15 protein-coding genes, 4 tRNA genes, 2 rRNA genes, 1 pseudogene and 1 riboswitch are annotated in these 20,984 nt (G+C 46.7%); of the genes and pseudogenes, 16 read left to right on the top strand and 6 right to left on the bottom strand.

The genetic code is table 11. The annotated features are described in order from the left end of the window. The first annotated feature begins 55 nt into the window (after positions 1–55). The 13 genes and pseudogenes from AC6I8Y_RS16325 to thiH all read left to right on the top strand — a co-directional run bounded on the left by AC6I8Y_RS16325 (position 56) and on the right by thiH (position 11,111). Positions 56–131, top strand: a tRNA-Glu gene (locus AC6I8Y_RS16325). A gap of 2 nt (positions 132–133) precedes the next feature. Beyond that, positions 134–209, top strand: a tRNA-Lys gene (locus AC6I8Y_RS16320). A gap of 30 nt (positions 210–239) precedes the next feature. Next, positions 240–315, top strand: a tRNA-Ala gene (locus AC6I8Y_RS16315). Positions 316–756: 441 nt separating this feature from the next. Further along, positions 757–3,647, top strand: a 23S ribosomal RNA gene (locus AC6I8Y_RS16310). Between the two features lie 127 nt (positions 3,648–3,774). Beyond that, positions 3,775–3,890, top strand: a 5S ribosomal RNA gene (gene rrf, locus AC6I8Y_RS16305). A gap of 56 nt (positions 3,891–3,946) precedes the next feature. Then, positions 3,947–4,023, top strand: a tRNA-Asp gene (locus AC6I8Y_RS16300). 370 nt (positions 4,024–4,393) lie between these two features. Then, positions 4,394–4,777 carry a fluoride efflux transporter CrcB gene (gene crcB / locus AC6I8Y_RS16295; protein ID WP_234494910.1) on the top strand — a complete coding sequence of 128 codons (384 nt, stop codon included), beginning with the start codon at positions 4,394–4,396 and terminating at the stop codon, positions 4,775–4,777. A 57-nt stretch (positions 4,778–4,834) separates the two neighbouring features. After that, positions 4,835–4,934: riboswitch (TPP riboswitch) on the top strand. Between the two features lie 113 nt (positions 4,935–5,047). Continuing rightward, positions 5,048–6,971 (top strand): annotated as a pseudogene (thiC, locus tag AC6I8Y_RS16290) (phosphomethylpyrimidine synthase ThiC). Positions 6,972–7,002: 31 nt separating this feature from the next. Beyond that, complete coding sequence (locus AC6I8Y_RS16285) at positions 7,003–8,232, top strand: thiamine phosphate synthase (RefSeq protein ID WP_498020564.1); 1,230 nt, start codon at positions 7,003–7,005, stop codon at positions 8,230–8,232. After that, positions 8,225–8,992, top strand: coding sequence for a HesA/MoeB/ThiF family protein (locus AC6I8Y_RS16280; protein WP_498020563.1), 768 nt, complete (start codon positions 8,225–8,227; stop codon positions 8,990–8,992). The genes AC6I8Y_RS16285 and AC6I8Y_RS16280 overlap by 8 nt, the downstream gene beginning before the upstream one ends. A gap of 20 nt (positions 8,993–9,012) precedes the next feature. Beyond that, entirely contained in the window at positions 9,013–9,216 is a 204-nt protein-coding gene (thiS, locus tag AC6I8Y_RS16275; protein ID WP_252012949.1) for a sulfur carrier protein ThiS, read from the top strand. A 3-nt stretch (positions 9,217–9,219) separates the two neighbouring features. Next, positions 9,220–9,987, top strand: a complete 768-nt coding sequence (locus AC6I8Y_RS16270) for a thiazole synthase (protein ID WP_498020562.1) — start codon at positions 9,220–9,222, stop codon at positions 9,985–9,987. Positions 9,988–9,998: 11 nt separating this feature from the next. Further along, positions 9,999–11,111 (top strand): 2-iminoacetate synthase ThiH, encoded by a 1,113-nt coding sequence (gene thiH, locus AC6I8Y_RS16265; protein ID WP_498020561.1) that lies wholly within the window; start codon positions 9,999–10,001, stop codon positions 11,109–11,111. A gap of 79 nt (positions 11,112–11,190) precedes the next feature. Here thiH and AC6I8Y_RS16260 read toward each other — a convergent pair whose 3' ends face one another. Both AC6I8Y_RS16260 and AC6I8Y_RS16255 read right to left on the bottom strand, forming a co-directional pair. Then, a complete protein-coding gene (locus tag AC6I8Y_RS16260; protein ID WP_498020560.1) occupies positions 11,191–12,978 on the bottom strand; it encodes an aminopeptidase P family protein in 1,788 nt (595 codons plus the stop codon). Between the two features lie 141 nt (positions 12,979–13,119). Continuing rightward, the gene (locus AC6I8Y_RS16255; protein WP_394154744.1) at positions 13,120–14,061 is read right to left on the bottom strand and encodes a LysR family transcriptional regulator; all 942 of its coding nucleotides are present in this window, start codon (positions 14,059–14,061) and stop codon (positions 13,120–13,122) included. Positions 14,062–14,218: 157 nt separating this feature from the next. On the opposite strand from AC6I8Y_RS16255, the gene AC6I8Y_RS16250 reads away from it, so the two are divergent. Together AC6I8Y_RS16250 and tsrA are read left to right on the top strand one after the other, a co-directional pair. Continuing rightward, positions 14,219–15,364 (top strand): multidrug effflux MFS transporter, encoded by a 1,146-nt coding sequence (locus tag AC6I8Y_RS16250; RefSeq protein WP_498021540.1) that lies wholly within the window; start codon positions 14,219–14,221, stop codon positions 15,362–15,364. Between the two features lie 92 nt (positions 15,365–15,456). Next, positions 15,457–15,741 carry an H-NS-like global regulator TsrA gene (tsrA, locus tag AC6I8Y_RS16245; protein WP_042478912.1) on the top strand — a complete coding sequence of 95 codons (285 nt, stop codon included), beginning with the start codon at positions 15,457–15,459 and terminating at the stop codon, positions 15,739–15,741. A 72-nt stretch (positions 15,742–15,813) separates the two neighbouring features. Here the strand turns inward: tsrA and AC6I8Y_RS16240 are convergent, their stop codons facing one another. The 4 genes from AC6I8Y_RS16240 to AC6I8Y_RS16225 all read right to left on the bottom strand — a co-directional run bounded on the left by AC6I8Y_RS16240 (position 15,814) and on the right by AC6I8Y_RS16225 (position 18,345). Beyond that, complete coding sequence (locus AC6I8Y_RS16240; RefSeq protein WP_498020559.1) at positions 15,814–16,266, bottom strand: DoxX family protein; 453 nt, start codon at positions 16,264–16,266, stop codon at positions 15,814–15,816. Beyond that, entirely contained in the window at positions 16,263–17,054 is a 792-nt protein-coding gene (locus AC6I8Y_RS16235) for an HvfC/BufC N-terminal domain-containing protein (protein WP_498020558.1), read from the bottom strand. Before AC6I8Y_RS16235 ends, AC6I8Y_RS16240 begins: the two co-directional genes overlap by 4 nt. Then, entirely contained in the window at positions 17,054–17,911 is an 858-nt protein-coding gene (gene bufB / locus AC6I8Y_RS16230) for an MNIO family bufferin maturase (RefSeq protein WP_498020557.1), read from the bottom strand. Before bufB ends, AC6I8Y_RS16235 begins: the two co-directional genes overlap by 1 nt. Before the next feature lie 173 nt (positions 17,912–18,084). Then, a complete protein-coding gene (locus AC6I8Y_RS16225; protein ID WP_042478904.1) occupies positions 18,085–18,345 on the bottom strand; it encodes a BufA1 family periplasmic bufferin-type metallophore in 261 nt (86 codons plus the stop codon). A 262-nt stretch (positions 18,346–18,607) separates the two neighbouring features. On the opposite strand from AC6I8Y_RS16225, the gene uvrD reads away from it, so the two are divergent. Further along, positions 18,608–20,779, top strand: a complete 2,172-nt coding sequence (gene uvrD, locus AC6I8Y_RS16220; RefSeq protein WP_234494921.1) for a DNA helicase II — start codon at positions 18,608–18,610, stop codon at positions 20,777–20,779. Positions 20,780–20,984 lie beyond the last annotated feature (205 nt).

Here is a 20,984-nt window from a genome sequence, read left to right as displayed (position 1 = left end):
TTTTGCTGAAAAGCGAAAGCAGAAAATAGTAAGTGCCCAACACTTACTGCTTAGTGTCCCGTTCGTCTAGAGGCCTAGGACACCGCCCTTTCACGGCGGTAACAGGGGTTCGACTCCCCTACGGGATACCATTGGGTCGTTAGCTCAGTTGGTAGAGCAGTTGACTTTTAATCAATTGGTCGCAGGTTCGAATCCTGCACGACCCACCATTTCCTTCTTTGAAGGAACTCTCAAGAAATGGGGCTATAGCTCAGCTGGGAGAGCGCCTGCCTTGCACGCAGGAGGTCAGCAGTTCGATCCTGCTTAGCTCCACCATTCTTGAACATTCCACGGAATGACTTTCGTGGGCGATTAGCTCAGTTGGGGGGAACCTTAGGGGGGGGGTCACTGGTTCGAGCCCGGTATCGCCCACCATCTTTAAGCGCATTTCTTTATGAAGAAAGGCTTTAAGTGCTCTTAAAAATGGTTTCGAAAGCTTTATTGCTGTAGAAAACATGCTCTTTAAAAATTTGGAAAGCTGACGAATAACATTTGATTAATGTTATTCAATTAAAAGTTCTCAAATCCTAGATGATTTAATCATTTAGGTACCAACACACATTCAAGTGTTCTTGGGAATAGCGAAAGCTATTCATATTTGAGTCCGGCAAAATCGAGTCTGCACATGTATAAAAATGCAGACAACTTTGGTTGTTTGACCGTTTGCTTTTACTTTTCAAAAGTGAAGACAAATAGAAAGACCCTTTGGGGTTGTATGGTTAAGTGACTAAGCGTACACGGTGGATGCCTTGGCAGTCAGAGGCGATGAAAGGCGTAATAACTTGCGATAAGCTCAGATTAGGTAGTAATAACCTTTGAGTCTGAGATTCCTGAATGGGGGAAACCCACCTGCATAAGCAGGTATCGCTGAGTGAATACATAGCTCAGCGAGGCGAACCGGGGGAACTGAAACATCTAAGTACCCCGAGGAAGAGAAATCAACCGAGATTCCGAAAGTAGCGGCGAGCGAAATTGGATTAGCCCTTAAGCTTTTAATGAGACAGGTGAAGGCTCTGGAAAGTGCCGCGATACAGGGTGATAGCCCCGTAACCGACATCTCATCATCAGTGAAATCGAGTAGGGCGGGACACGTGATATCCTGTCTGAATATGGGGGGACCATCCTCCAAGGCTAAATACTACTGACTGACCGATAGTGAACCAGTACCGTGAGGGAAAGGCGAAAAGAACCCCCTGTGAGGGGAGTGAAATAGAACCTGAAACCGTGTACGTACAAGCAGTAGGAGCACCTTCGTGGTGTGACTGCGTACCTTTTGTATAATGGGTCAGCGACTTATATTCAGTGGCAAGGTTAACCGTTTAGGGGAGCCGTAGGGAAACCGAGTCTTAACTGGGCGTTCAGTCTCTGGATATAGACCCGAAACCAGGTGATCTAGCCATGGGCAGGTTGAAGGTTGAGTAACATCAACTGGAGGACCGAACCGACTAATGTTGAAAAATTAGCGGATGACTTGTGGCTAGGGGTGAAAGGCCAATCAAACCTGGAGATAGCTGGTTCTCCCCGAAATCTATTTAGGTAGAGCCTCGGACGAATACTACTGGGGGTAGAGCACTGTTAAGGCTAGGGGGGTCATCCCGACTTACCAACCCTTTGCAAACTCCGAATACCAGTAAGTACTATCCGGGAGACACACGGCGGGTGCTAACGTCCGTCGTGGAGAGGGAAACAACCCAGACCGCCAGCTAAGGTCCCAAATTATAGCTAAGTGGGAAACGATGTGGGAAGGCTTAGACAGCTAGGATGTTGGCTTAGAAGCAGCCATCATTTAAAGAAAGCGTAATAGCTCACTAGTCGAGTCGGCCTGCGCGGAAGATGTAACGGGGCTAAGCTATAAACCGAAGCTGCGGCAATATACTTTGTATATTGGGTAGGGGAGCGTTCTGTAAGCCGTTGAAGGTGGATTGTAAGGTCTGCTGGAGGTATCAGAAGTGCGAATGCTGACATGAGTAACGATAAAGGGGGTGAAAAACCTCCTCGCCGGAAGACCAAGGGTTCCTGTCCAACGTTAATCGGGGCAGGGTGAGTCGACCCCTAAGGCGAGGCCGAAAGGCGTAGTCGATGGGAAACGGGTTAATATTCCCGTACTTCTTACAATTGCGATGGGGGGACGGAGAAGGCTAGGTGGGCCTGGCGACGGTTGTCCAGGTTCAAGTGCGTAGGCTTGAGAGTTAGGTAAATCCGGCTCTCTTTAAGGCTGAGACACGACGTCGAGCTACTACGGTAGTGAAGTCATTGATGCCATGCTTCCAGGAAAAGCCTCTAAGCTTCAGATTGTAAGGAATCGTACCCCAAACCGACACAGGTGGTCGGGTAGAGAATACCAAGGCGCTTGAGAGAACTCGGGTGAAGGAACTAGGCAAAATGGTACCGTAACTTCGGGAGAAGGTACGCTCCTCGCGGTGAAGTCCCTTGCGGATGGAGCTATGGGGAGTCGCAGATACCAGGTGGCTGCAACTGTTTATTAAAAACACAGCACTGTGCAAAATCGTAAGATGACGTATACGGTGTGACGCCTGCCCGGTGCCGGAAGGTTAATTGATGGGGTTAGACTTCGGTCGAAGCTCTTGATCGAAGCCCCGGTAAACGGCGGCCGTAACTATAACGGTCCTAAGGTAGCGAAATTCCTTGTCGGGTAAGTTCCGACCTGCACGAATGGCGTAATGATGGCCACGCTGTCTCCACCCGAGACTCAGTGAAATTGAAATCGCTGTGAAGATGCAGTGTACCCGCGGCTAGACGGAAAGACCCCGTGAACCTTTACTACAGCTTGGCACTGAACATTGACCCTACATGTGTAGGATAGGTGGGAGGCTTTGAAACTAGTACGCCAGTATTAGTGGAGCCGTCCTTGAAATACCACCCTTGTAGTGTTGATGTTCTAACGTTGGCCCCTTATCGGGGCTGCGGACAGTGCCTGGTGGGTAGTTTGACTGGGGCGGTCTCCTCCCAAAGAGTAACGGAGGAGCACGAAGGTGGGCTAATCACGGTTGGACATCGTGAGGTTAGTGCAATGGCATAAGCCCGCTTGACTGCGAGAATGACAATTCGAGCAGGTGCGAAAGCAGGTCATAGTGATCCGGTGGTTCTGAATGGAAGGGCCATCGCTCAACGGATAAAAGGTACTCCGGGGATAACAGGCTGATACCGCCCAAGAGTTCATATCGACGGCGGTGTTTGGCACCTCGATGTCGGCTCATCACATCCTGGGGCTGAAGTCGGTCCCAAGGGTATGGCTGTTCGCCATTTAAAGTGGTACGCGAGCTGGGTTTAGAACGTCGTGAGACAGTTCGGTCCCTATCTGCCGTGGGCGTTGGAAGATTGAAGGGGGCTGCTCCTAGTACGAGAGGACCGGAGTGGACGAACCTCTGGTGTTCGGGTTGTGTCGCCAGACGCATTGCCCGGTAGCTAAGTTCGGAATCGATAACCGCTGAAAGCATCTAAGCGGGAAGCGAGCCCTGAGATGAGTCTTCCCTGGCACTTTAAGTGTCCTAAAGGGTTGTTCGAGACTAGAACGTTGATAGGCAGGGTGTGTAAGCGTTGTGAGGCGTTGAGCTAACCTGTACTAATTGCCCGTGAGGCTTAACCATACAACACCCAAAGGGTTTTGATGGACTCAAAGCAAGAACAAATTGAATGTGTATGAGAACGCATTAACAGCTTTCCAGATTTATTGTTTTCAGATTTTCAGAAAATCTGAAGGCAAAACAGAATTTGCTTGGCGACCATAGCGTTGTGGACCCACCTGACTCCATGCCGAACTCAGAAGTGAAACGCAATAGCGCCGATGGTAGTGTGGGGCTTCCCCATGTGAGAGTAGGACATCGCCAGGCTTTGAACAATATCTGTTTAAAGCACGATTTAGATAAGACTTTAAATAGACCACTGCGGAGTGGTAGTTCAGTTGGTTAGAATACCGGCCTGTCACGCCGGGGGTCGCGGGTTCGAGTCCCGTCCACTCCGCCACTTATTAGAAAACCCGATGCGAAAGCGTCGGGTTTTTTATTATCTATAGTTTGGTAGCTTCCCTTTCACGGAAGTCGAGTCCCGGTTGGATGCAACCCTAGACTGGGCGTCTCCGCCACTTATCAAGAAGCCTCGTTTAAAGACGAGTTTTTTTTGCATTTGTAATTCTTTAATTATCTCGTACTGTATTCATCTGTAGCAATCAAACCACACTCAGTGCAAACGTTACTCCTGTAACTTTTGAATTTTTGGTAGGGTTCAGCCCACTACATCATCAAAATTTATCCTTAGTTTCCTAGATCTTCACTCGAATTTATAGAGTGTTCGTATATTATTACTCCCATCAGTAAGTTTTTTAAAAAGAGTGGTTATGGGACAGCTTTCAATTTTAGGCTTTATAGCAATCGGTGGGGCATTTGGCGCTTGCAGTCGCTATTTGATTTCTGAGCTTTGTGTGATGATCCTAGGGCGTGGTTTCCCTTATGGTACGTTAACCGTGAATGTTGTCGGTTCGTTTATCATGGGGCTGTTGATAGCGGCTTTTGAGGCAGAGGTGTTTGCTCCAGAGCCATGGCGTCAGATCATTGGTCTAGGCTTTTTAGGCGCATTGACGACATTCTCTACCTTTTCGATGGACAATGTATTACTAATGCAGCAAGGCGCATTTTTGAAGATGGGACTAAACGTGCTCCTTAACGTTGTGTTAAGTATCTCAGCCTGTTGGATAGGTTTTCAAATTTTAACCAAAAGTTAGTCAAAAACCACTCAACGGTTATTGAATGTTCGGAATCTTTTCTTCTATAATCGTTGCCAATACTTGTCGGAGTGCCCTCTGGGCTGAGACCGTTAATTCGGGATCCGTTGAACCTGATCTGGTTAATACCAGCGAAGGGAACAAGAGAATAAAAGTAACTTCACCTCTTTTATTATCAAATAGCTCGCGCTATTGCAGTTGATACCTCTTGTCTTCACACATCCGTCAAGCATTTATCTTCTATAACTATAAGATATATAAGGAAATGCTATGTCGACACGTAAGCAAAATAGACTGGACGCAAAGAACTTCATCGATACGTTATCGGTGACGCCCTATCCAAACTCAGAGAAAACCTATATTCAAGGTAGCCGCAGCGATCTGCAGGTACCGATGCGTAAGATCTCTCTTTCCGATAGTCTAATTGGTGGCAATCAAGATAACCCTGTATACGAGCCTAACGAGCCTATACACGTGTATGACACCTCTGGCCTATACACAGACCCTCAACATGACATCGACCTCTACAATGGGCTCCCAAAGCTCAGGGAGCAATGGATAGAAGAACGCCTAGATACGGAAGTACTAGACGGTGTGACTTCTGAGTTCGCCAAGGAGCGTTTAGCTGATGAAACCTTGGACGAGCTTCGTTACGGTCAATTACCTCGCATTAGACGTGGTGCCGATGGAGCATGCGTTACTCAACTTCATTACGCTCGCAAGGGCATTATTACTCCAGAAATGGAGTACATCGCCATTCGTGAGAATATGGGGCGCCAAAAACTTAAAGACGAAATGCTCACTCAGCAGCATCCCGGACAACACTTCGGCGCGAACCTACCAAAAGAAATTACACCTGAGTTTGTGCGTAAAGAGGTTGCTGAAGGACGTGCCATTATTCCGTCAAACATCAATCACCCTGAGTCTGAGCCAATGATCATTGGTCGAAACTTTTTAGTAAAGGTTAACGCCAATATTGGTAACTCATCGGTCACTTCATCGATTGAAGAAGAAGTCGAAAAATTGGTTTGGGGTACGCGATGGGGTGCCGATACTGTAATGGATTTGTCTACCGGGCGGAATATTCATGAGACTCGAGAGTGGATCCTTCGAAACAGCCCAGTACCGATCGGTACCGTTCCCATGTATCAAGCCTTAGAAAAGGTAAATGGCGTTGCTGAGAACCTTACATGGGAAGTGATGCGAGATACACTGATCGAGCAAGCAGAGCAGGGGGTTGATTACTTTACGATCCACGCAGGTTTGCTCCTACATCATATTCCATTAACCGCAAAGCGTGTGACAGGCATTGTAAGCCGAGGTGGTTCTATTATCGCTAAGTGGTGTCTTGCGCATCATGAAGAGAGCTTTCTCTACACCAACTTCAAAGAGATTTGTGAGATTTGTGCACGCTATGACGTTGCGTTATCTCTAGGTGATGGGCTGCGTCCTGGCTCGATAGCTGATGCTAACGATGAAGCTCAGTTTGCAGAGCTGAGAACGCTTGGCAAACTGACCAAGATTGCGTGGGAACATAATGTACAGGTAATCATTGAAGGCCCAGGTCATGTGCCAATGCATATGATCAAAGAGAACATGGATGAGCAACTTGAGCATTGCCACGAAGCGCCATTTTATACGCTCGGTCCACTGACCACCGATATTGCCCCTGGCTATGACCATATTACCTCAGGTATCGGTGCTGCAATGATTGGTTGGTATGGCTGCGCTATGTTGTGTTATGTGACACCCAAAAGAGCATCTTGGCCTGCCCAATAAAGAAGATGTGAAGACAGGTCTTATTACTTACAAACTTGCCGCACACGCTGCTGATCTGGCAAAGGGTCATCCGGGCGCTCAGATCCGTGATAATGCACTGTCAAAGGCAAGATTTGAGTTCCGCTGGGAAGATCAATTCAACCTCGCTCTCGACCCCGATACTGCACGCCAATTCCATGACGAAACCTTGCCTCAAGAATCTGGGAAAGTTGCCCACTTCTGTTCCATGTGTGGTCCTAAATTCTGCTCAATGAAAATCTCTCAAGAGGTTCGTGAGTATGCAAAAGACTATCAATCTAATGAAAATATTGAGGTCAGATTGATCGATGATCCCCTTGAAGGAATGCGTCAAAAATCTCAGGAGTTTAGGGCGACGGGTGCTGAACTTTACCACCCAGCTGTCACCGAAGAATAACTCTACCAACTAGAAGAATAAGGAGCTTCCGTTGAAACTTTTATTGCCCCCTATTTATGCGCCTGTACATTCTCATATTGAGGATGTACTTCAGCTTGCAAGTAAGGTTGGCTTTGGTGTCGAGTCCATCGAACTTTCTATCTCAGACCAATGTGAGGTAGTGACGATTGTTGATGGAAATGAAGTCAGTACGATTTCTAGCGACAGTAATAGTAAAGAACACTTTGTTAACAGTGACTATCGAGTTCGCTATTCACACCACTTAGATGAAACACAATTGTCGAGCAACCTTGCATCACTTAAGTTTGGCGACGTCTATATCGATGTCACTAGCGGTGATGAGTATGCCGATGTTTGGTCGTGTAGAGAGGACACCATAAAGGCTTCAACGGACGGCAATAGCGTCGTAGATAGAGAAGTTCATTTTGCTTGGTTTGTTGTCTGCTTAGTTCTGGATTTTCCTCTTGAGGACACGGTGATGCTCGCAAGAGCAGGGAGTGTTTCACGTGAAACATGGCCAGCTGAGCTCGAGCAGTTTTCAGTACCCGTTATTGAAAACCATCACTTTGGCATTCGTGTTGGCTGGGCCGTTGATGCGTCCAACCAAGCTTTCCCTACAGTGAGTAAGCAAAAGCTAGGTCTCTATCCAGTAGTTGATAGCATTGAATGGATAGAGCGTCTGTTAGCGCTAGGCATTAAAACGATTCAGCTTCGAATCAAGCAACCTGATACACCTAACCTTGAACAACAAATAGAACAAGCTATAAGACTTGGTGAGAAGCATGATGCACAAGTCTTTATTAATGACTATTGGCAGTTGGCACTAAAGCATGGTGCGTATGGTGTTCACTTAGGGCAAGAAGACATCGAAGTTGCGGACCTAAAACAGCTCGCTGAGCAAGGTATTGCGTTAGGGCTATCGACGCACGGTTACTACGAACTGCTGCGCATTATCCAGATTAATCCGAGCTACATTGCTTTAGGCCACATTTTCCCAACAACGACTAAACAGATGCCGTCGAAACCACAAGGGTTAGTTAGGTTGGCTTTATATCAAAAGCTCATCGATTCGATTCCTTACGGTGATGTAATCGGCTATCCGACGGTCGCTATTGGTGGGATCGATCTTAAAACAGCGAAACACGTCTGGGACTGTGGTGTTACGAGTCTAGCAGTTGTACGAGCAATTACCTTATCCGACAACGTACCGGCGGTACTTGATAACTTTGCAACGATTATGAGTGAGCGAACACATGATTAACGATGCTCAGTTCAAACAGTATTTGAGACAACTCAGCTTGACGAATGTGGGTGAAGCAGGACAAGCAGATATTGTGAACTCTCATGTTTTGATCATTGGTTGCGGTGGTCTTGGAACTGCCGCGAGTATCTATCTAGCTGGAGCTGGGATCGGCCGAATAGTGCTAGCAGATGATGATGTCATTGAAACGTCCAATCTACCTAGGCAAGTTACCTATGGCTACGCAGATATCGGTGCAGCTAAGGTAGCGTGTTTGGCTAAAAGTCTCACCAACCAAAACCCGAATATTAGCGTCAGAGCGATTGATAAGAGGCTTGAGGCTAGCCAGTTAGCGTTAGAGATATCGCTTGCAGATGTGGTTGTGGACTGTAGCGACAACATCACTACACGCCAGGCTGTTAACCAGTACTGCTGTCAACACAATACCGATTTAGTGACTGCGGCGGCAATTGGATGGAATGGGCAACTGAGCGTATTCCCTTTTTCATCCAACCTAGATGTACCGTGTTATCGCTGCCTGTATCCATTTGACGAGATAAAAGGGACGTCAAAATGCTCTGAATCGGCGGTAATGGGTCCTGTGGTTGGGATGATGGGGGTCTATCAAGCGTTGGAGACACTAAAGCTGATCCTAGCAGTTCATCGTGATAGCCAAGATAAACAGTTGCCAGATTTGAGACTATTCGACGGACTCAATGGTAGTTGGCAATCATTGCGAATTAACAAAGACACTGAATGCAGTGTGTGCGGCAACAAGTAAAAAGAAGTAAGAGAGCAGAGATGATTCAGTTAAAAGTAAATAATTCCATCCATCAGATGTCGCAAGAAACTAACCTAGCTAACTTGCTTACAGAGCTAGATATTGACGCGCTAGGTTGTGCGATTGCTGTCGACGATCAGATCGTTCCTAAATCGGAGTGGCCTACATTCACTGTCAAAGAAAACATGTCCATCAATATTTTTCAAGCGATAGCAGGGGGCTAACTGATGCTGAAGATTGCAGATAAAACCTTTAACTCAAGACTTTTTACCGGTACCGGTAAATTCGCTGATCAGTCGTTGATGATGAAGTCTATCGTAGAGAGTGGTTCAGAATTAGCGACGATGGCACTGAAGCGGGTTGATCTCGACGGTCAAGATGATGACATCTTGCGTCCTCTAATCAGTAATAGGGTCAACTTGCTTCCCAACACCTCAGGTGCAAAAAACGCAAAGGATGCAATATTTGCGGCTCATCTAGCGAGAGAAGCATTGGGTACCAACTGGTTAAAATTGGAAATACACCCTGACCCGAAATACTTACTACCTGATCCAATCGAAACATTGAAGGCGGCAGAGCAGTTAGTAAAAGATGGCTTTATTGTTTTACCTTACTGTCACTCTGATCCGACGCTTTGTAAACATCTAGAGGAAGTTGGCTGTGCCGCTGTGATGCCATTAGGTGCTCCGATTGGAAGCAATAAAGGCATAGTCAGTAAAGACTTCTTAGAGATCATAATCGAGCAAGCGAATGTTCCTGTTGTCGTCGATGCTGGAATTGGCGCGCCTTCTCATGCAGCACTTGCCATGGAGATGGGGGCTGATGCGGTCTTGGTTAACACAGCAATAGCCGCTGCTGCTGACCCAGTCGCGATGGCTCGTGCATTTAAGTTAGCAGTAGAATCAGGTCGCATCGCTTATGAAAGTGGATTGGCTGGTACGGTGAATCACGCTGTTGCGTCTAGTCCGCTTACTGCATTCCTTGATTCGATGTAGGAGAGAGCACCATGAGCTTTGTTGAAGAACATGCTAAGTATGACTGGGATGACGTTAGGCTGTCTATCTATGGCAAAACAGCGAGCGATGTGCAAAGAGCTTTGTCTAAATCTCGTCTTGATCTAGAAGATTTTAAGGCGTTGATTAGTCCTGCAGCCGAGCCTTTTCTAGAGCAAATGGCGCAGCGTTCCTTTGCTCTTACTCGTAAGCGTTTCGGTCATACTATGTCTATGTACATTCCCTTGTACTTATCCAACCTGTGTGCCAATGCGTGTACTTACTGCGGCTTTTCCATGGAAAACCGTATTAAGCGTAAAACACTATCGAAGCAGGAGATAGCACTCGAATGTGACGTTATTAAACAAATGGGCTTCGACAATATCCTTTTGGTGACAGGCGAGCACGAGAATAAGGTAGGAATGAAGTACTTTAACGAAGTCATTCCAGAGATTAAAAAACACTTTAGCTATCTCGCGATGGAAGTGCAGCCTCTCGATAGAGAAGATTACGCGACATTAAAGCAGCACGGCTTAGATGCAGTGATGGTTTATCAGGAGACCTATCACAGACGTACCTATGCAGAGCATCATCTGCGTGGTAACAAGATGGATTTTGATTACCGACTGGATACGCCGGACCGTCTTGCGCAGGCTGGTATTGATAAAATTGGAATCGGTTCTCTGATAGGACTCGAAGAGTGGCGCACCGACTGTTTTTACGTCGCGGCACACCTTCAGTATCTTGAGAGTCGTTATTGGAAAACGCGTTACTCGATCTCGTTCCCAAGGCTTAGACCTTGCGAGGGAGCACTGCAACCTAAGTCGGTGATGACAGACAAGCAGCTGGTTCAGTTAATCTGCGCTTATCGACTATTCAATAACGAGGTAGAGTTGTCACTGTCGACTCGTGAATCAGCCACGTTTAGAGACCATGTTTATCCTCTCGGTATTACCAGTATTAGCGCAGCATCTAAAACACAGCCAGGCGGCTACGCTAACGACGAAGAAGAGCTAGAGCAGTTTGCCATTAGTGATGAGCGAAGTGCAGAGCTTGTTGCGGCCTCTGTTAAAAGGGCGGGTATGGAACCGGTTTGGAAGGATTGGCACCAGTCTTACTCTGGATAATAACTCTTACATGTTTCACGTGAAACAACGAAAAAAGGCGCTGTAAACCAGCGCCTTTTCTTTATCTAACGGATTAATCTTATAGTGGCTTACAAGCTTCCTCTAGCCACACCAGCGCTTCCCCCTCGACTAATGGAGAGACGTCGCACCAGACTTTTTGATGATACTGATTCAACCAAGCCTTTTCGCCTTCAGTGAGCAGTTCTGTCACGATATTGCGTTTGTCGATTGGGCAGCGAGTCAACGCCTCAAAACCGTACATTACGCTATCACCATTTGTTGCCTTTTCGACAACAAGCTCAAGGTTCTCTATACGGATACCGAACTCATCTGCACGATAGTAACCCGGCTCATTTGACAACACCATGCCAGGAATCAGGGGAGTATTGTTGACAGCCTTTGCTATGCGCTGTGGTCCTTCATGAACACTCAAGAAATGACCCACACCATGACCTGTACCATGGTCGTAGTCGAAGCCATTTGCCCACAAATGCTGGCGAGCTAATACATCTAACTGGTGACCACAAGTTCCTCTCGGGAAGAGTGCAGATGCGAGACTGATATGACCCTTTAGTACCAGTGTAAACTGACGCTTCATTTCGTCACTAGGCGTACCGATTGCGATGGTGCGAGTAATATCTGTCGTGCCGTCTAGGTACTGACCACCTGAGTCTACAAGGTACAAGGTATCTTGAATGATTGGGCCTGGTACTTCCTGGTTCTCATGATTGTAATGGCACATAGCAGCATTACCAGCTGAGGCCGAAATGGTATCAAAGCTGAGGTCGACAAGGCTTGCATCTGCGCGGCGGAAGGTTTCTAGCTTGTCAGCAAGTACAGCTTCGTCATATAGATTACCCGCTGCAACTTCTGCATCAAGCCAGCAGAGGAAGTTGGTCATCGCAGCACCATCACGAATGTGGCTCTGCTTCATGCCTTCAACTTCTACAGAATTCTTAGCGGCCTTTGGCATCAAACATGGATCGGCGATTTCCAGCAGCAATGCACCGTATTGCTCTAATTTGAGCTTGAACCAAGCGTTACTTGTCGCTGGGTCCAACGTGACTTTTTTGGTTTCTAGAGTTTTAAGGACGCTCTCTAAAGTTTCAGGTAGGCAAACTTCTACGCCTTGCCCAACGTGAGAATTGAAGGCTTCACGGTCTTCGATTCTAGATGGGTCGATAAAGAACTGCGTTGTACCATCAGAGTACAGGATGGCATGGGAAAGCAATACAGGCAGGCGTGAAACATCGAGACCACGAATGTTGAGCATCCAACAAATAGAATCTAGCTCGGTGATGATGGCTGCATCGGCACCAGATTTGCTCAGCGACTCTGCAAGCGCGTTACGCTTCTGTTCACTGCTTTGACCAACCTTGTCTAAAGGCATCAAACGAACGTTACTTAGCAGTGCGTCAGGGCGGTCGCTCCAGAATAGATCAATCGGGTTTTCATCAACAGCAACGAGCTCGTACTTACCTGCAAGCTGCTCAATTGCGCCTTGATACCAACTCCCTCTATGCATGCGTGGATCCACGGCAATGCGAGCACCAAGCTCAACTGACTCCATAGTCCATGTTAGTGGTGGTTGTTCAATAAGGTGGCAGTAGTCAAAAGTACCTGCTGGAACTTGCTTGCGAACTTGTACCGTATAGCGACCATCAACAAAAATAGCGGCTGATTGGCGAGTGATAACCGCTGCACCTGCTGACCCAGTGAACTGCGTTAGCCAGTGAAGTCGCTCGTTGTGAGCTGGGACATACTCGCCCAAGTACTCGTCTTCATGGGCAACAATAAACGCATCTAAGTTATTGTCGGTGAGCCAAGATTGAATCTGTTCAACTCGGCGAGAAATCTGTTCCTGCATCTGTAGTTCCTTTGTCTCGGCGAAGCGTGTCACCTTACTATTATTTGCTCTATAAGCTAGCGCTTTTGCGGATGATATACAATCGATTCTATGCTCAGATGAAACTATCCACCATTAGTTACTACGATCAAATTTGGTTCGTTATCTTAAGTGCAATGTTTTCTGACGAATGATGTCGATAAGCCAGTTTAGAGCCGGGTCGCGATTCCTGTCTTTGTGCCAAAATAAGGTGTAAGCCATCGGAGGAAACTCTAAGGGCAGTGGCAAGACTCTCAGTCCCATTTGCTCAGCGACCAAGTGAACAAAATGCCTCGGTGCGGTAAAGACAAAATCGGTATAGCTGCAAAGAGCAGCTGCATTATTAAAGTCAGGAACCGTAATGGCGATATCACGCTCTTTACCCATATCAGCGAGTTTGTAGTCCAACAGCCAGCGGTCGCTTCCATCACAGCGTACTTGTACATGTCGCAAGGAAAGGTAGGTATCTAGGTTCCAAGGCTTAGAAAGAATAGGGTGGTTTGCACGAACCAGACACATCTGATTGTCTCTATACACCTCAAGTTCTTGGATATCGTCTGGGGCGACCATAGTGCGGATAGCATCTCGAATATCAATGTCTTTACCAGTGATACCAAGATCGAGTTCGCCTTTTTGCATCTGCTCAAATGTAGATTCATTCCAAGCATGAGTACTAATACTAAGATTAGGACCTTGGCTGAATATCGCAGGTAAGAAATGCGGCATGATGAGAGGGTAAACGCTCTCTACGGCTGCAATGTGGAAACGGTATTCACTGGTGGTCGGCGAAAACTCTGGTGGCGCAGTTATCGACTGCATGTGAGCCACCAAAATATCAAGTTTCGGCTTAAGCTGAAGGGCACGTGGTGTGGGAGACAAGCCATGAGCATGACGAGTAAATAGCGGGTCATCAAACAACTCACGTAGTTTGGATAGAGACTTACTGACCGCGGATTGGGTTAGGCACAATCGATTTGCTGCCCGAGTCACATTGCATTCATCTAAGAGAACCGACAAACAGAGCAATAAATTGAGATCGATCCGACTCAGCTTTTCTAAGTTCATAGTGAGAAATTCCTTTCAGGAATAATGCTAATGAGTATAAACCATTTCTGCTCATATCATAACGAATATAGAATCGCATCCCAATTGAACAGATTCTATCGGTAAGAGGCGACCTTTGAATAACACCCCTTCTAAAGTCCAAGTAGCAGCGCTCGTCATGTTGGTATTTTTTAGCCCTTTGGCTATTGATATTTATCTGCCCGCATTGACGCAGATCTCTTCATCTTTTGATGTCGCACATACTCGTGCTCAGGACACGATCACTTGGTTTTTGATTGCGATGGGTGTGGGTCAACTCTTTGCAGGGCCACTTGCCGATAAACTAGGACGTCGAACGGTTGCCCTTGGTGGTATCGCTATCTACGGAATGAGTGCTTGCTTGGCGTGGGCAGCTCAATCTATCGAGTGGATGCTTGCCGCAAGGTTGCTACAAGGCTTAGGTGCGTGCGCGACATCTGTAGCGGCCTTTGCAACCGTTCGCGATATGTATGGGCCAGAGCGCAGTGGAAAAATGATCAGCTACCTTAACGGAGCCATTTGTTTTATTCCGGCACTCGCTCCAATCTTGGGTAGTTATTTAACACAGCAGTTTGGCTGGCGTGCAAACTTCAGCTTTATGGCGGGATTTGCACTTATGGTTGGAGGCATAGTTCTACTTAACATGCGTGAGACCAATCCTGCTCAAATTGGCGAAAAGTACTTTGCTTTGTCTCGCTACACACAGGTGCTTAGTACACCAACTTTCTTATTTCATGCCACGCTATGTTTGTTGGCGATGGGTGTTATTCTTGCCTATGTTACGTCTGCACCCGTAGTCTTGATGGAACAAATGGGTTTGTCGATGAACGCCTTTACGTTTTGGTTCGGTCTTAATGCGGTATTTAATATTGCTGCTTGTATGTTAGCGCCAAAGATTATGGACAAGGTGGGGACCCACAAAACTCTGCAACTCGGTATTGTTACTTTATTGACCGCTGGCGCGGCGATGGTTTGGGGAGCGAAGCTCTACACACCGGCATCCTTTATGGTTCCAGTCATTCTTTCATCGATAGGCTTTGCCCTTATATTGGGGGCCGCGGCGGGTAAGGCGTTAGCACCATTTGGCGATAAAGCTGGCACAGCTGCTGCGCTACTTGGTTTGTTCCAGATGAGTGGTGCTGGTCTCTTGGTTGGTATCATGCAGCGAATGGGTTTAGAAGCACCTTATATGATTGCATTGCAAATGTGGCTTGTGCTGCCTGCACTAATTATCCTCAAGACAAAAGTTGGTAAAGGCTGGCATCAAACTGTAAAAATCGGCTAATTTAAAATCGATTTAGTTTTCCCAATTGAAAAAACGGGTGTATATTTAGCTCTATATACCCCGTATTAATTAATAACTGGATAAACGCAGTAATGTCTTTGACAACGTACGAAATGGCTCGTGTTCTCGAGCAAATGGAAGAATCTCCAGAAAAAATCATGTTTGGTAAGTTGCTCAATGAATTGGGTAACCAAAGTGAAGAGCGAATCCGCAGTGCCGCTAAACAGGTACCAATCCATATACTGCGAGATATTGTTTATCAATTTCAGCAAGTCATTGAATCTCGTAAAGGTGAGCAGGTAGAGTCACTCGCCAAAGAATTGGCAGAACAAGGCATTTCAGCTGAAGAATTAAAAGCTTTTCTTGCGAACAAGTAATCCATCGTTTTATTAAAAAGCCCGGTATATTTATACCGGGCTTTTTACTTCCTACATTATTCAATCAACAGATTATTTTATCTGTGAACGAATGACTTTATCTGCGGATATAGGTCCAGGTCCCCATACGACGACGACTAATATCATCAAGCCCCAGAGTTGGTGGTCATAGAACCCTTTTTCCCAAAGCAGTGGGTATGAAACAACGGCAATGATATTAAACACAAACAAGGCAGCTGCCATTGGTCGAGTAAACAAGCCGAGAGCAACAAACACCGGCAAGATCAATTCCGCTGCAGTACCCATATATGCCGCCAACTCCCAGGGTAAAATCGGCACTTGGTACTCGAGCTCAAATAGATAAAGCGTGCTGTCCCATGACGCAATCTTGGTGAGTCCAGAATTAAAGAAAACCCAAGCGACCCAGAGGCGGCAGAACAGTAACAGCAATGGTACAAAGCCTGCTTGAAGCGTATCGATTAGCTTATCGTAGCTTACTAGCCAATTAGAGAGTGTTGATTTCATGTCATGCTCCTTGCGGTGTGATCGTTATGCAGAGTAAATCCAGCTACAACATCCAAGGCGAATATACTTGGTAGTGCCGTTAGGAGAGCAGGATCAATGAACTTAAGTGGCTGCTGGTGAGATAAAGCGACCAACAATTGAAAGCTAGTCTCGTCAATCACATATATGTTAGGGGATGCCAATCCTTGCTTTGTGACGAGCACGGATTCGGGTTGATTGATATTGAAATCTTCGAGCTGGTCGTTGTGAATTGCCTCTATAAGGCTCGCGATAGCAAATTCAGACTGCATCAAACGATGATTTGGTTTCACATGAAACACAAGCTCACTGTGTTGTGTCTCTGGTACTAGGCTCATGTTGACGAGTGGCTCGATGTCATCATTAATGCTGCTTAACGGACATTGATTAAGTGCATCAATCGCTGATTCTAGCGTCATGACATCGACTAAATAGGGAACCGCACTTGTAATGTTGTCCAGTTCAGATACGGAGTGCGTGAAGCCTTCCCCATAGTCGGCGACATTGCCTGATTGTGGGGGATGATGAATGATGTGGTGTTTTGCCATTGACTGGAAACACTCCTCTCCCACGAGCTGTAATGTTATTGGATAGCAGGCTGCTAATACTTCACTTAGGCTAATGACGAAATTATTGCGATAGACTTGCATACGATCATCGGCACTAAAGTGGTCGCCGACAATATATTGGTTGATGCTGCTATCAGTTTTGCAGAGGGAGCGACTGAAGGCCGATTGAAGTTCTCTAAGACTTAGTTCGCTGGGATTCATTATGCGCTCCTCAATGTCTGCGTGCTATTTTCAACGAGAATATCGATCGCTTTCTCAGCTTCTTCGAGTAGCACTTGCGGCTCGGGGATATCGAGATCCCACTCAATGAGAGTAGGGACTGGCGCGTTTGAACTGTTCCACTCTCGATATAACTCCCATACTTCATCCGATACCCGAGCACTGTGGGTATCAATCCAAATTTCACCTTGCTCAAGCTGCTTAGGGGTAAAGCCCGCTAAATGAATCTCGTCTACGGTCGTTGGATCGACAGCGGCAAGATAGCGATTTGCATCGTAGCCATGGTTGAAGCAAGAGACATGCACGTTGTTCAGGTCGAGTAACAGACGGCAATCAGTACGACGTTGTACTTCAGCGAGAAATTCCCATTCTGGAATCGTCGAGTGATTGAATCGCAAATAGCTGGATGGGTTCTCAATTAATAGCGGCCTTTGAATTGCATCTTGTACTTGAAGCACATTGCGACAAAACAGTATCAACGCTTCTTCCGTATAGGGAAGTGGCAGCAAGTCATTAAAATAATGCCCACCGTGCTCACTCCAACTTAGGTGATCTGAAACAGCAAATGGCTGAATGTCATCGATGAGCCGTCTGAGCTGATGTAAGTGTTGAGTGTTTACTTCGGACGCCGAACCCAAAGAAAGCCCGATACCATGACAGCTGATATTGACCTGATCGCGAATCGCCTTTAACTGACGGTACTCAGCAGTATGCGATAGGAAATAATTTTCGCTATGAATCTCAAGCCATCCTACCTTATCAGCATGCTGCTCAAAGTAGTCTAGGTGTGGTGTGCGTAATCCAACACCAACAAGCTGAAAGGCACGACTTCGATCCATGATGATCTCCCTGATCTGTTTGATTTTGTGGGTAACTTGTAGAAAACGAAAGGGGCGTATCGTTACGCCCCTCCGGTCTTGTTGTAACTTGAAAACGTATGAACAAACAAAGTGAAGACAAAGTTACAATCAAGCTATGCTGATAGCATTGTCGCTTCTAGCACGCGGGACGGTTACGCAGACTCTGTGCTACCACCAACCAGTTTGCCGCATAGACCCTTAGGGACAACAACGAAGGCATCTTTCTGGTTATCTTCTTTAGCAGTACCTGCACATGAGCTGGTTTTTGTTGCACAGTCGTTTTTCCCAGCTTTTGATACGCCGTAGCATTTCTCTTTATCTGCTGCGTGTGCTGGTGCTGCGCCTAGTGTTGCACCGCCAAGAGCGATTAGACCGGTAACTGCTGCAGTGATAGCTAGATTAGTAGTTTTCATAGTACTTTCCTCGAGACTTGATCCGTGTGGTTTATTTTCACAGGTCACTGTTTGCGACTTGCTTATCCAATAGGATAGGAAGCCAAACAAAAATCTTTCAAAAAGATCAAAAAAACTTTGTAATAATGTTAAATATCAGGCTAGGTCATTGATTTATATTTAATTTTTTTAAATTTAAAATTAAGAAAATTTTCTGAAATGGTGAGACTGTTTGAGTTATAATCAACTGATATGTATAAATAACCAGTAGCTAAGACTCATCATGGATCCTTCTCTTCTTCTCGACGGTCTCAATGACAAGCAGCGTGAAGCTGTTGCAGCCCCTTTAGAGCACATGCTCGTCCTTGCCGGTGCAGGCAGTGGTAAAACGCGCGTTCTGGTGCATCGTATTGCTTGGCTTATGTCGGTTGAGAACGCCTCTCCGTTTTCCATTATGTCTGTGACCTTTACCAATAAAGCGGCAGCAGAGATGAGAGGGCGTATTGAAGAGCTGATGATGGGCAGTGCTTCTGGTATGTGGAATGGCACTTTCCATGGCATCTGTCACCGCATCCTGCGTGCGCATTATCTCGATGCTAAGCTTCCAGAAGATTTCCAGATCATTGATACCGACGATCAGCAAAGGCTGTTAAAACGTCTCATCAAGGCGCAGAACCTGGATGAGAAGCAATGGCCAGCACGTCAGGCAGCTTGGTGGATTAATGGTAAGAAAGATGAGGGGCTACGACCTCAACATATCGATAGCTACCAAGATCCTGTGACTAAGACCTATTTGCAGATCTACACCGCGTACCAAGAGGCGTGTGACCGTGCTGGGCTGGTGGACTTTGCAGAGATCCTGCTGCGCGCCCATGAGCTGCTGCGTGACAACAAGTTTGTTCGCGAACACTACCAAGCGCGCTTCAAACACATTCTGGTGGACGAGTTCCAAGACACCAACAACATTCAGTACGCTTGGCTACGAATGATGACCGGTGCTGATTGTAAGGTGATGATTGTTGGCGATGATGACCAGTCTATTTATGGCTGGCGTGGTGCTAAGGTCGAGAATATCCAGAAGTTCTTAGATGAGTACCTAGGTGCGAAAACCATTCGCCTTGAGCAGAACTACCGTTCAACCAAAACCATCCTTGAAGCTGCCAACGAGCTGATTGCCAACAATACTGAACGTATGGGTAAGGAGCTATGGACGGAAGGTAACGAGGGTGAAAAGATTTCTGTTTACTCTGCGTATAACGAGCTGGATGAAGCGCGTTTTGCCGTGGGTAAAATCAAAGAGTGGCATGATAAAGGTGGCAGTCTGACAGATTGCGCCATGCTATATCGAAACAACGCCCAGTCCCGTGTTTTAGAAGAAGCCTTGATTCAAGCGCAACTGCCATATCGTATCTATGGTGGTATGCGATTCTTCGAGCGCCAAGAGATCAAAGATGCTCTGGGCTATTTGCGCTTGATGGCCAATCGCAACGACGATGCCGCATTTGAACGTATTGTGAATACACCGACTCGTGGGTTGGGGGATAAAACTCTAGATACCATTCGTTTTGCCGCTCGCGATCGCGGGGCAACGCTATGGGAAGCGAGTATTGCACTACTGGATGAAAAGGTTCTTGCTGGGCGCGCTGCTGGCGCGCTATCGCGTTTCATTGAGCTTATCAATGCACTCGAAGACGACACGTTTGAATCGCCGCTTCATGAGCAAACTGACCATGTGATTAAGACCTCTGGGCTATTTGCTATGTACGAGCAAGAGAAGGGCGAGAAGTCTAAAGCGCGCATTGAAAACTTGGAAGAACTCGTCACCGCAACGCGTCAGTTTGAGAAACCTGAAGAAGCGGAAGATATGACGCTGCTGACGGCGTTCTTAACTCACGCGGCATTAGAAGCCGGTGAAGGTCAAGCCGATGAGTTTGATGATGCGGTGCAGCTAATGACACTGCATAGTGCCAAAGGTCTCGAGTTCCCAATGGTATTTATGGTGGGGGTTGAAGAGGGTATGTTCCCTAGCCAGATGTCGGCGGAAGAAGCGGGCAGGTTAGAGGAAGAGCGTCGCCTTTGTTATGTGGGTATGACGCGTGCGATGGAGAAGCTATTCATCACCTACGCAGAGATGCGTCGCCTTTACGGACAAGACAAATATCATAAGCCGTCTCGTTTTATCAGAGAGCTGCCAGAGACATGCTTGCAAGAAGTTCGCATGAAGGCGCAAGTCAGCCGTCCAACGACAGCGGGACGCTTTAGCCAAACGGAAGTGAAGAATAACTTCAACGAAACGGGCTTCAATCTAGGTGAGCGTGTCATGCACCCTAAATTTGGTGAAGGAACCATCATAAACTTTGAAGGAAGTGGCCCACAAAGCCGCGTACAAGTTGCCTTTAATGGTGAGGGTATCAAGTGGTTGGTGACGCAGTACGCCAAGCTGGAAAAGCTGTAAACGATTCAACATGAACGTTTAACCAAAAGGAGCTTATCGATGGGCTCCTTTTTTGTATCTAGTGTTCTAGGTTGAGCCTTGTTCTGAATCGCTAGATCGCAGACAAAGAAAAACCCCGAGGGCTTGCGCCCATCGGGGTTATAGTCTTACTCGCAGCAATCCGGCTACTAAAAGTGCTCCATGCATCTAATCCATGATAGTGTGC

The sequence above is a fragment of the Vibrio sp. KUL78 genome, from assembly GCF_059725505.1.
The sequence above is the reverse complement of the archived record's forward strand: the minus strand, read 5'-3'. Positions and strand labels throughout refer to the sequence as shown.

Coding starts and splice junctions, on each gene's coding strand:
- crcB (WP_234494910.1), top strand. CDS start 4,394: ATGGGACAGCTTTCAATTTTAGGCTTTATAGCAATCGGTGGGGCATTT.
- AC6I8Y_RS16280 (WP_498020563.1), top strand. CDS start 8,225: ATGATTAACGATGCTCAGTTCAAACAGTATTTGAGACAACTCAGCTTG.
- thiS (WP_252012949.1), top strand. CDS start 9,013: ATGATTCAGTTAAAAGTAAATAATTCCATCCATCAGATGTCGCAAGAA.
- AC6I8Y_RS16270 (WP_498020562.1), top strand. CDS start 9,220: ATGCTGAAGATTGCAGATAAAACCTTTAACTCAAGACTTTTTACCGGT.
- thiH (WP_498020561.1), top strand. CDS start 9,999: ATGAGCTTTGTTGAAGAACATGCTAAGTATGACTGGGATGACGTTAGG.
- AC6I8Y_RS16260 (WP_498020560.1), bottom strand. CDS start 12,978: ATGCAGGAACAGATTTCTCGCCGAGTTGAACAGATTCAATCTTGGCTC.
- AC6I8Y_RS16255 (WP_394154744.1), bottom strand. CDS start 14,061: ATGAACTTAGAAAAGCTGAGTCGGATCGATCTCAATTTATTGCTCTGT.
- AC6I8Y_RS16250 (WP_498021540.1), top strand. CDS start 14,219: ATGTTGGTATTTTTTAGCCCTTTGGCTATTGATATTTATCTGCCCGCA.
- tsrA (WP_042478912.1), top strand. CDS start 15,457: ATGTCTTTGACAACGTACGAAATGGCTCGTGTTCTCGAGCAAATGGAA.
- AC6I8Y_RS16240 (WP_498020559.1), bottom strand. CDS start 16,266: ATGAAATCAACACTCTCTAATTGGCTAGTAAGCTACGATAAGCTAATC.
- AC6I8Y_RS16235 (WP_498020558.1), bottom strand. CDS start 17,054: ATGAATCCCAGCGAACTAAGTCTTAGAGAACTTCAATCGGCCTTCAGT.
- bufB (WP_498020557.1), bottom strand. CDS start 17,911: ATGGATCGAAGTCGTGCCTTTCAGCTTGTTGGTGTTGGATTACGCACA.
- AC6I8Y_RS16225 (WP_042478904.1), bottom strand. CDS start 18,345: ATGAAAACTACTAATCTAGCTATCACTGCAGCAGTTACCGGTCTAATC.
- uvrD (WP_234494921.1), top strand. CDS start 18,608: ATGGATCCTTCTCTTCTTCTCGACGGTCTCAATGACAAGCAGCGTGAA.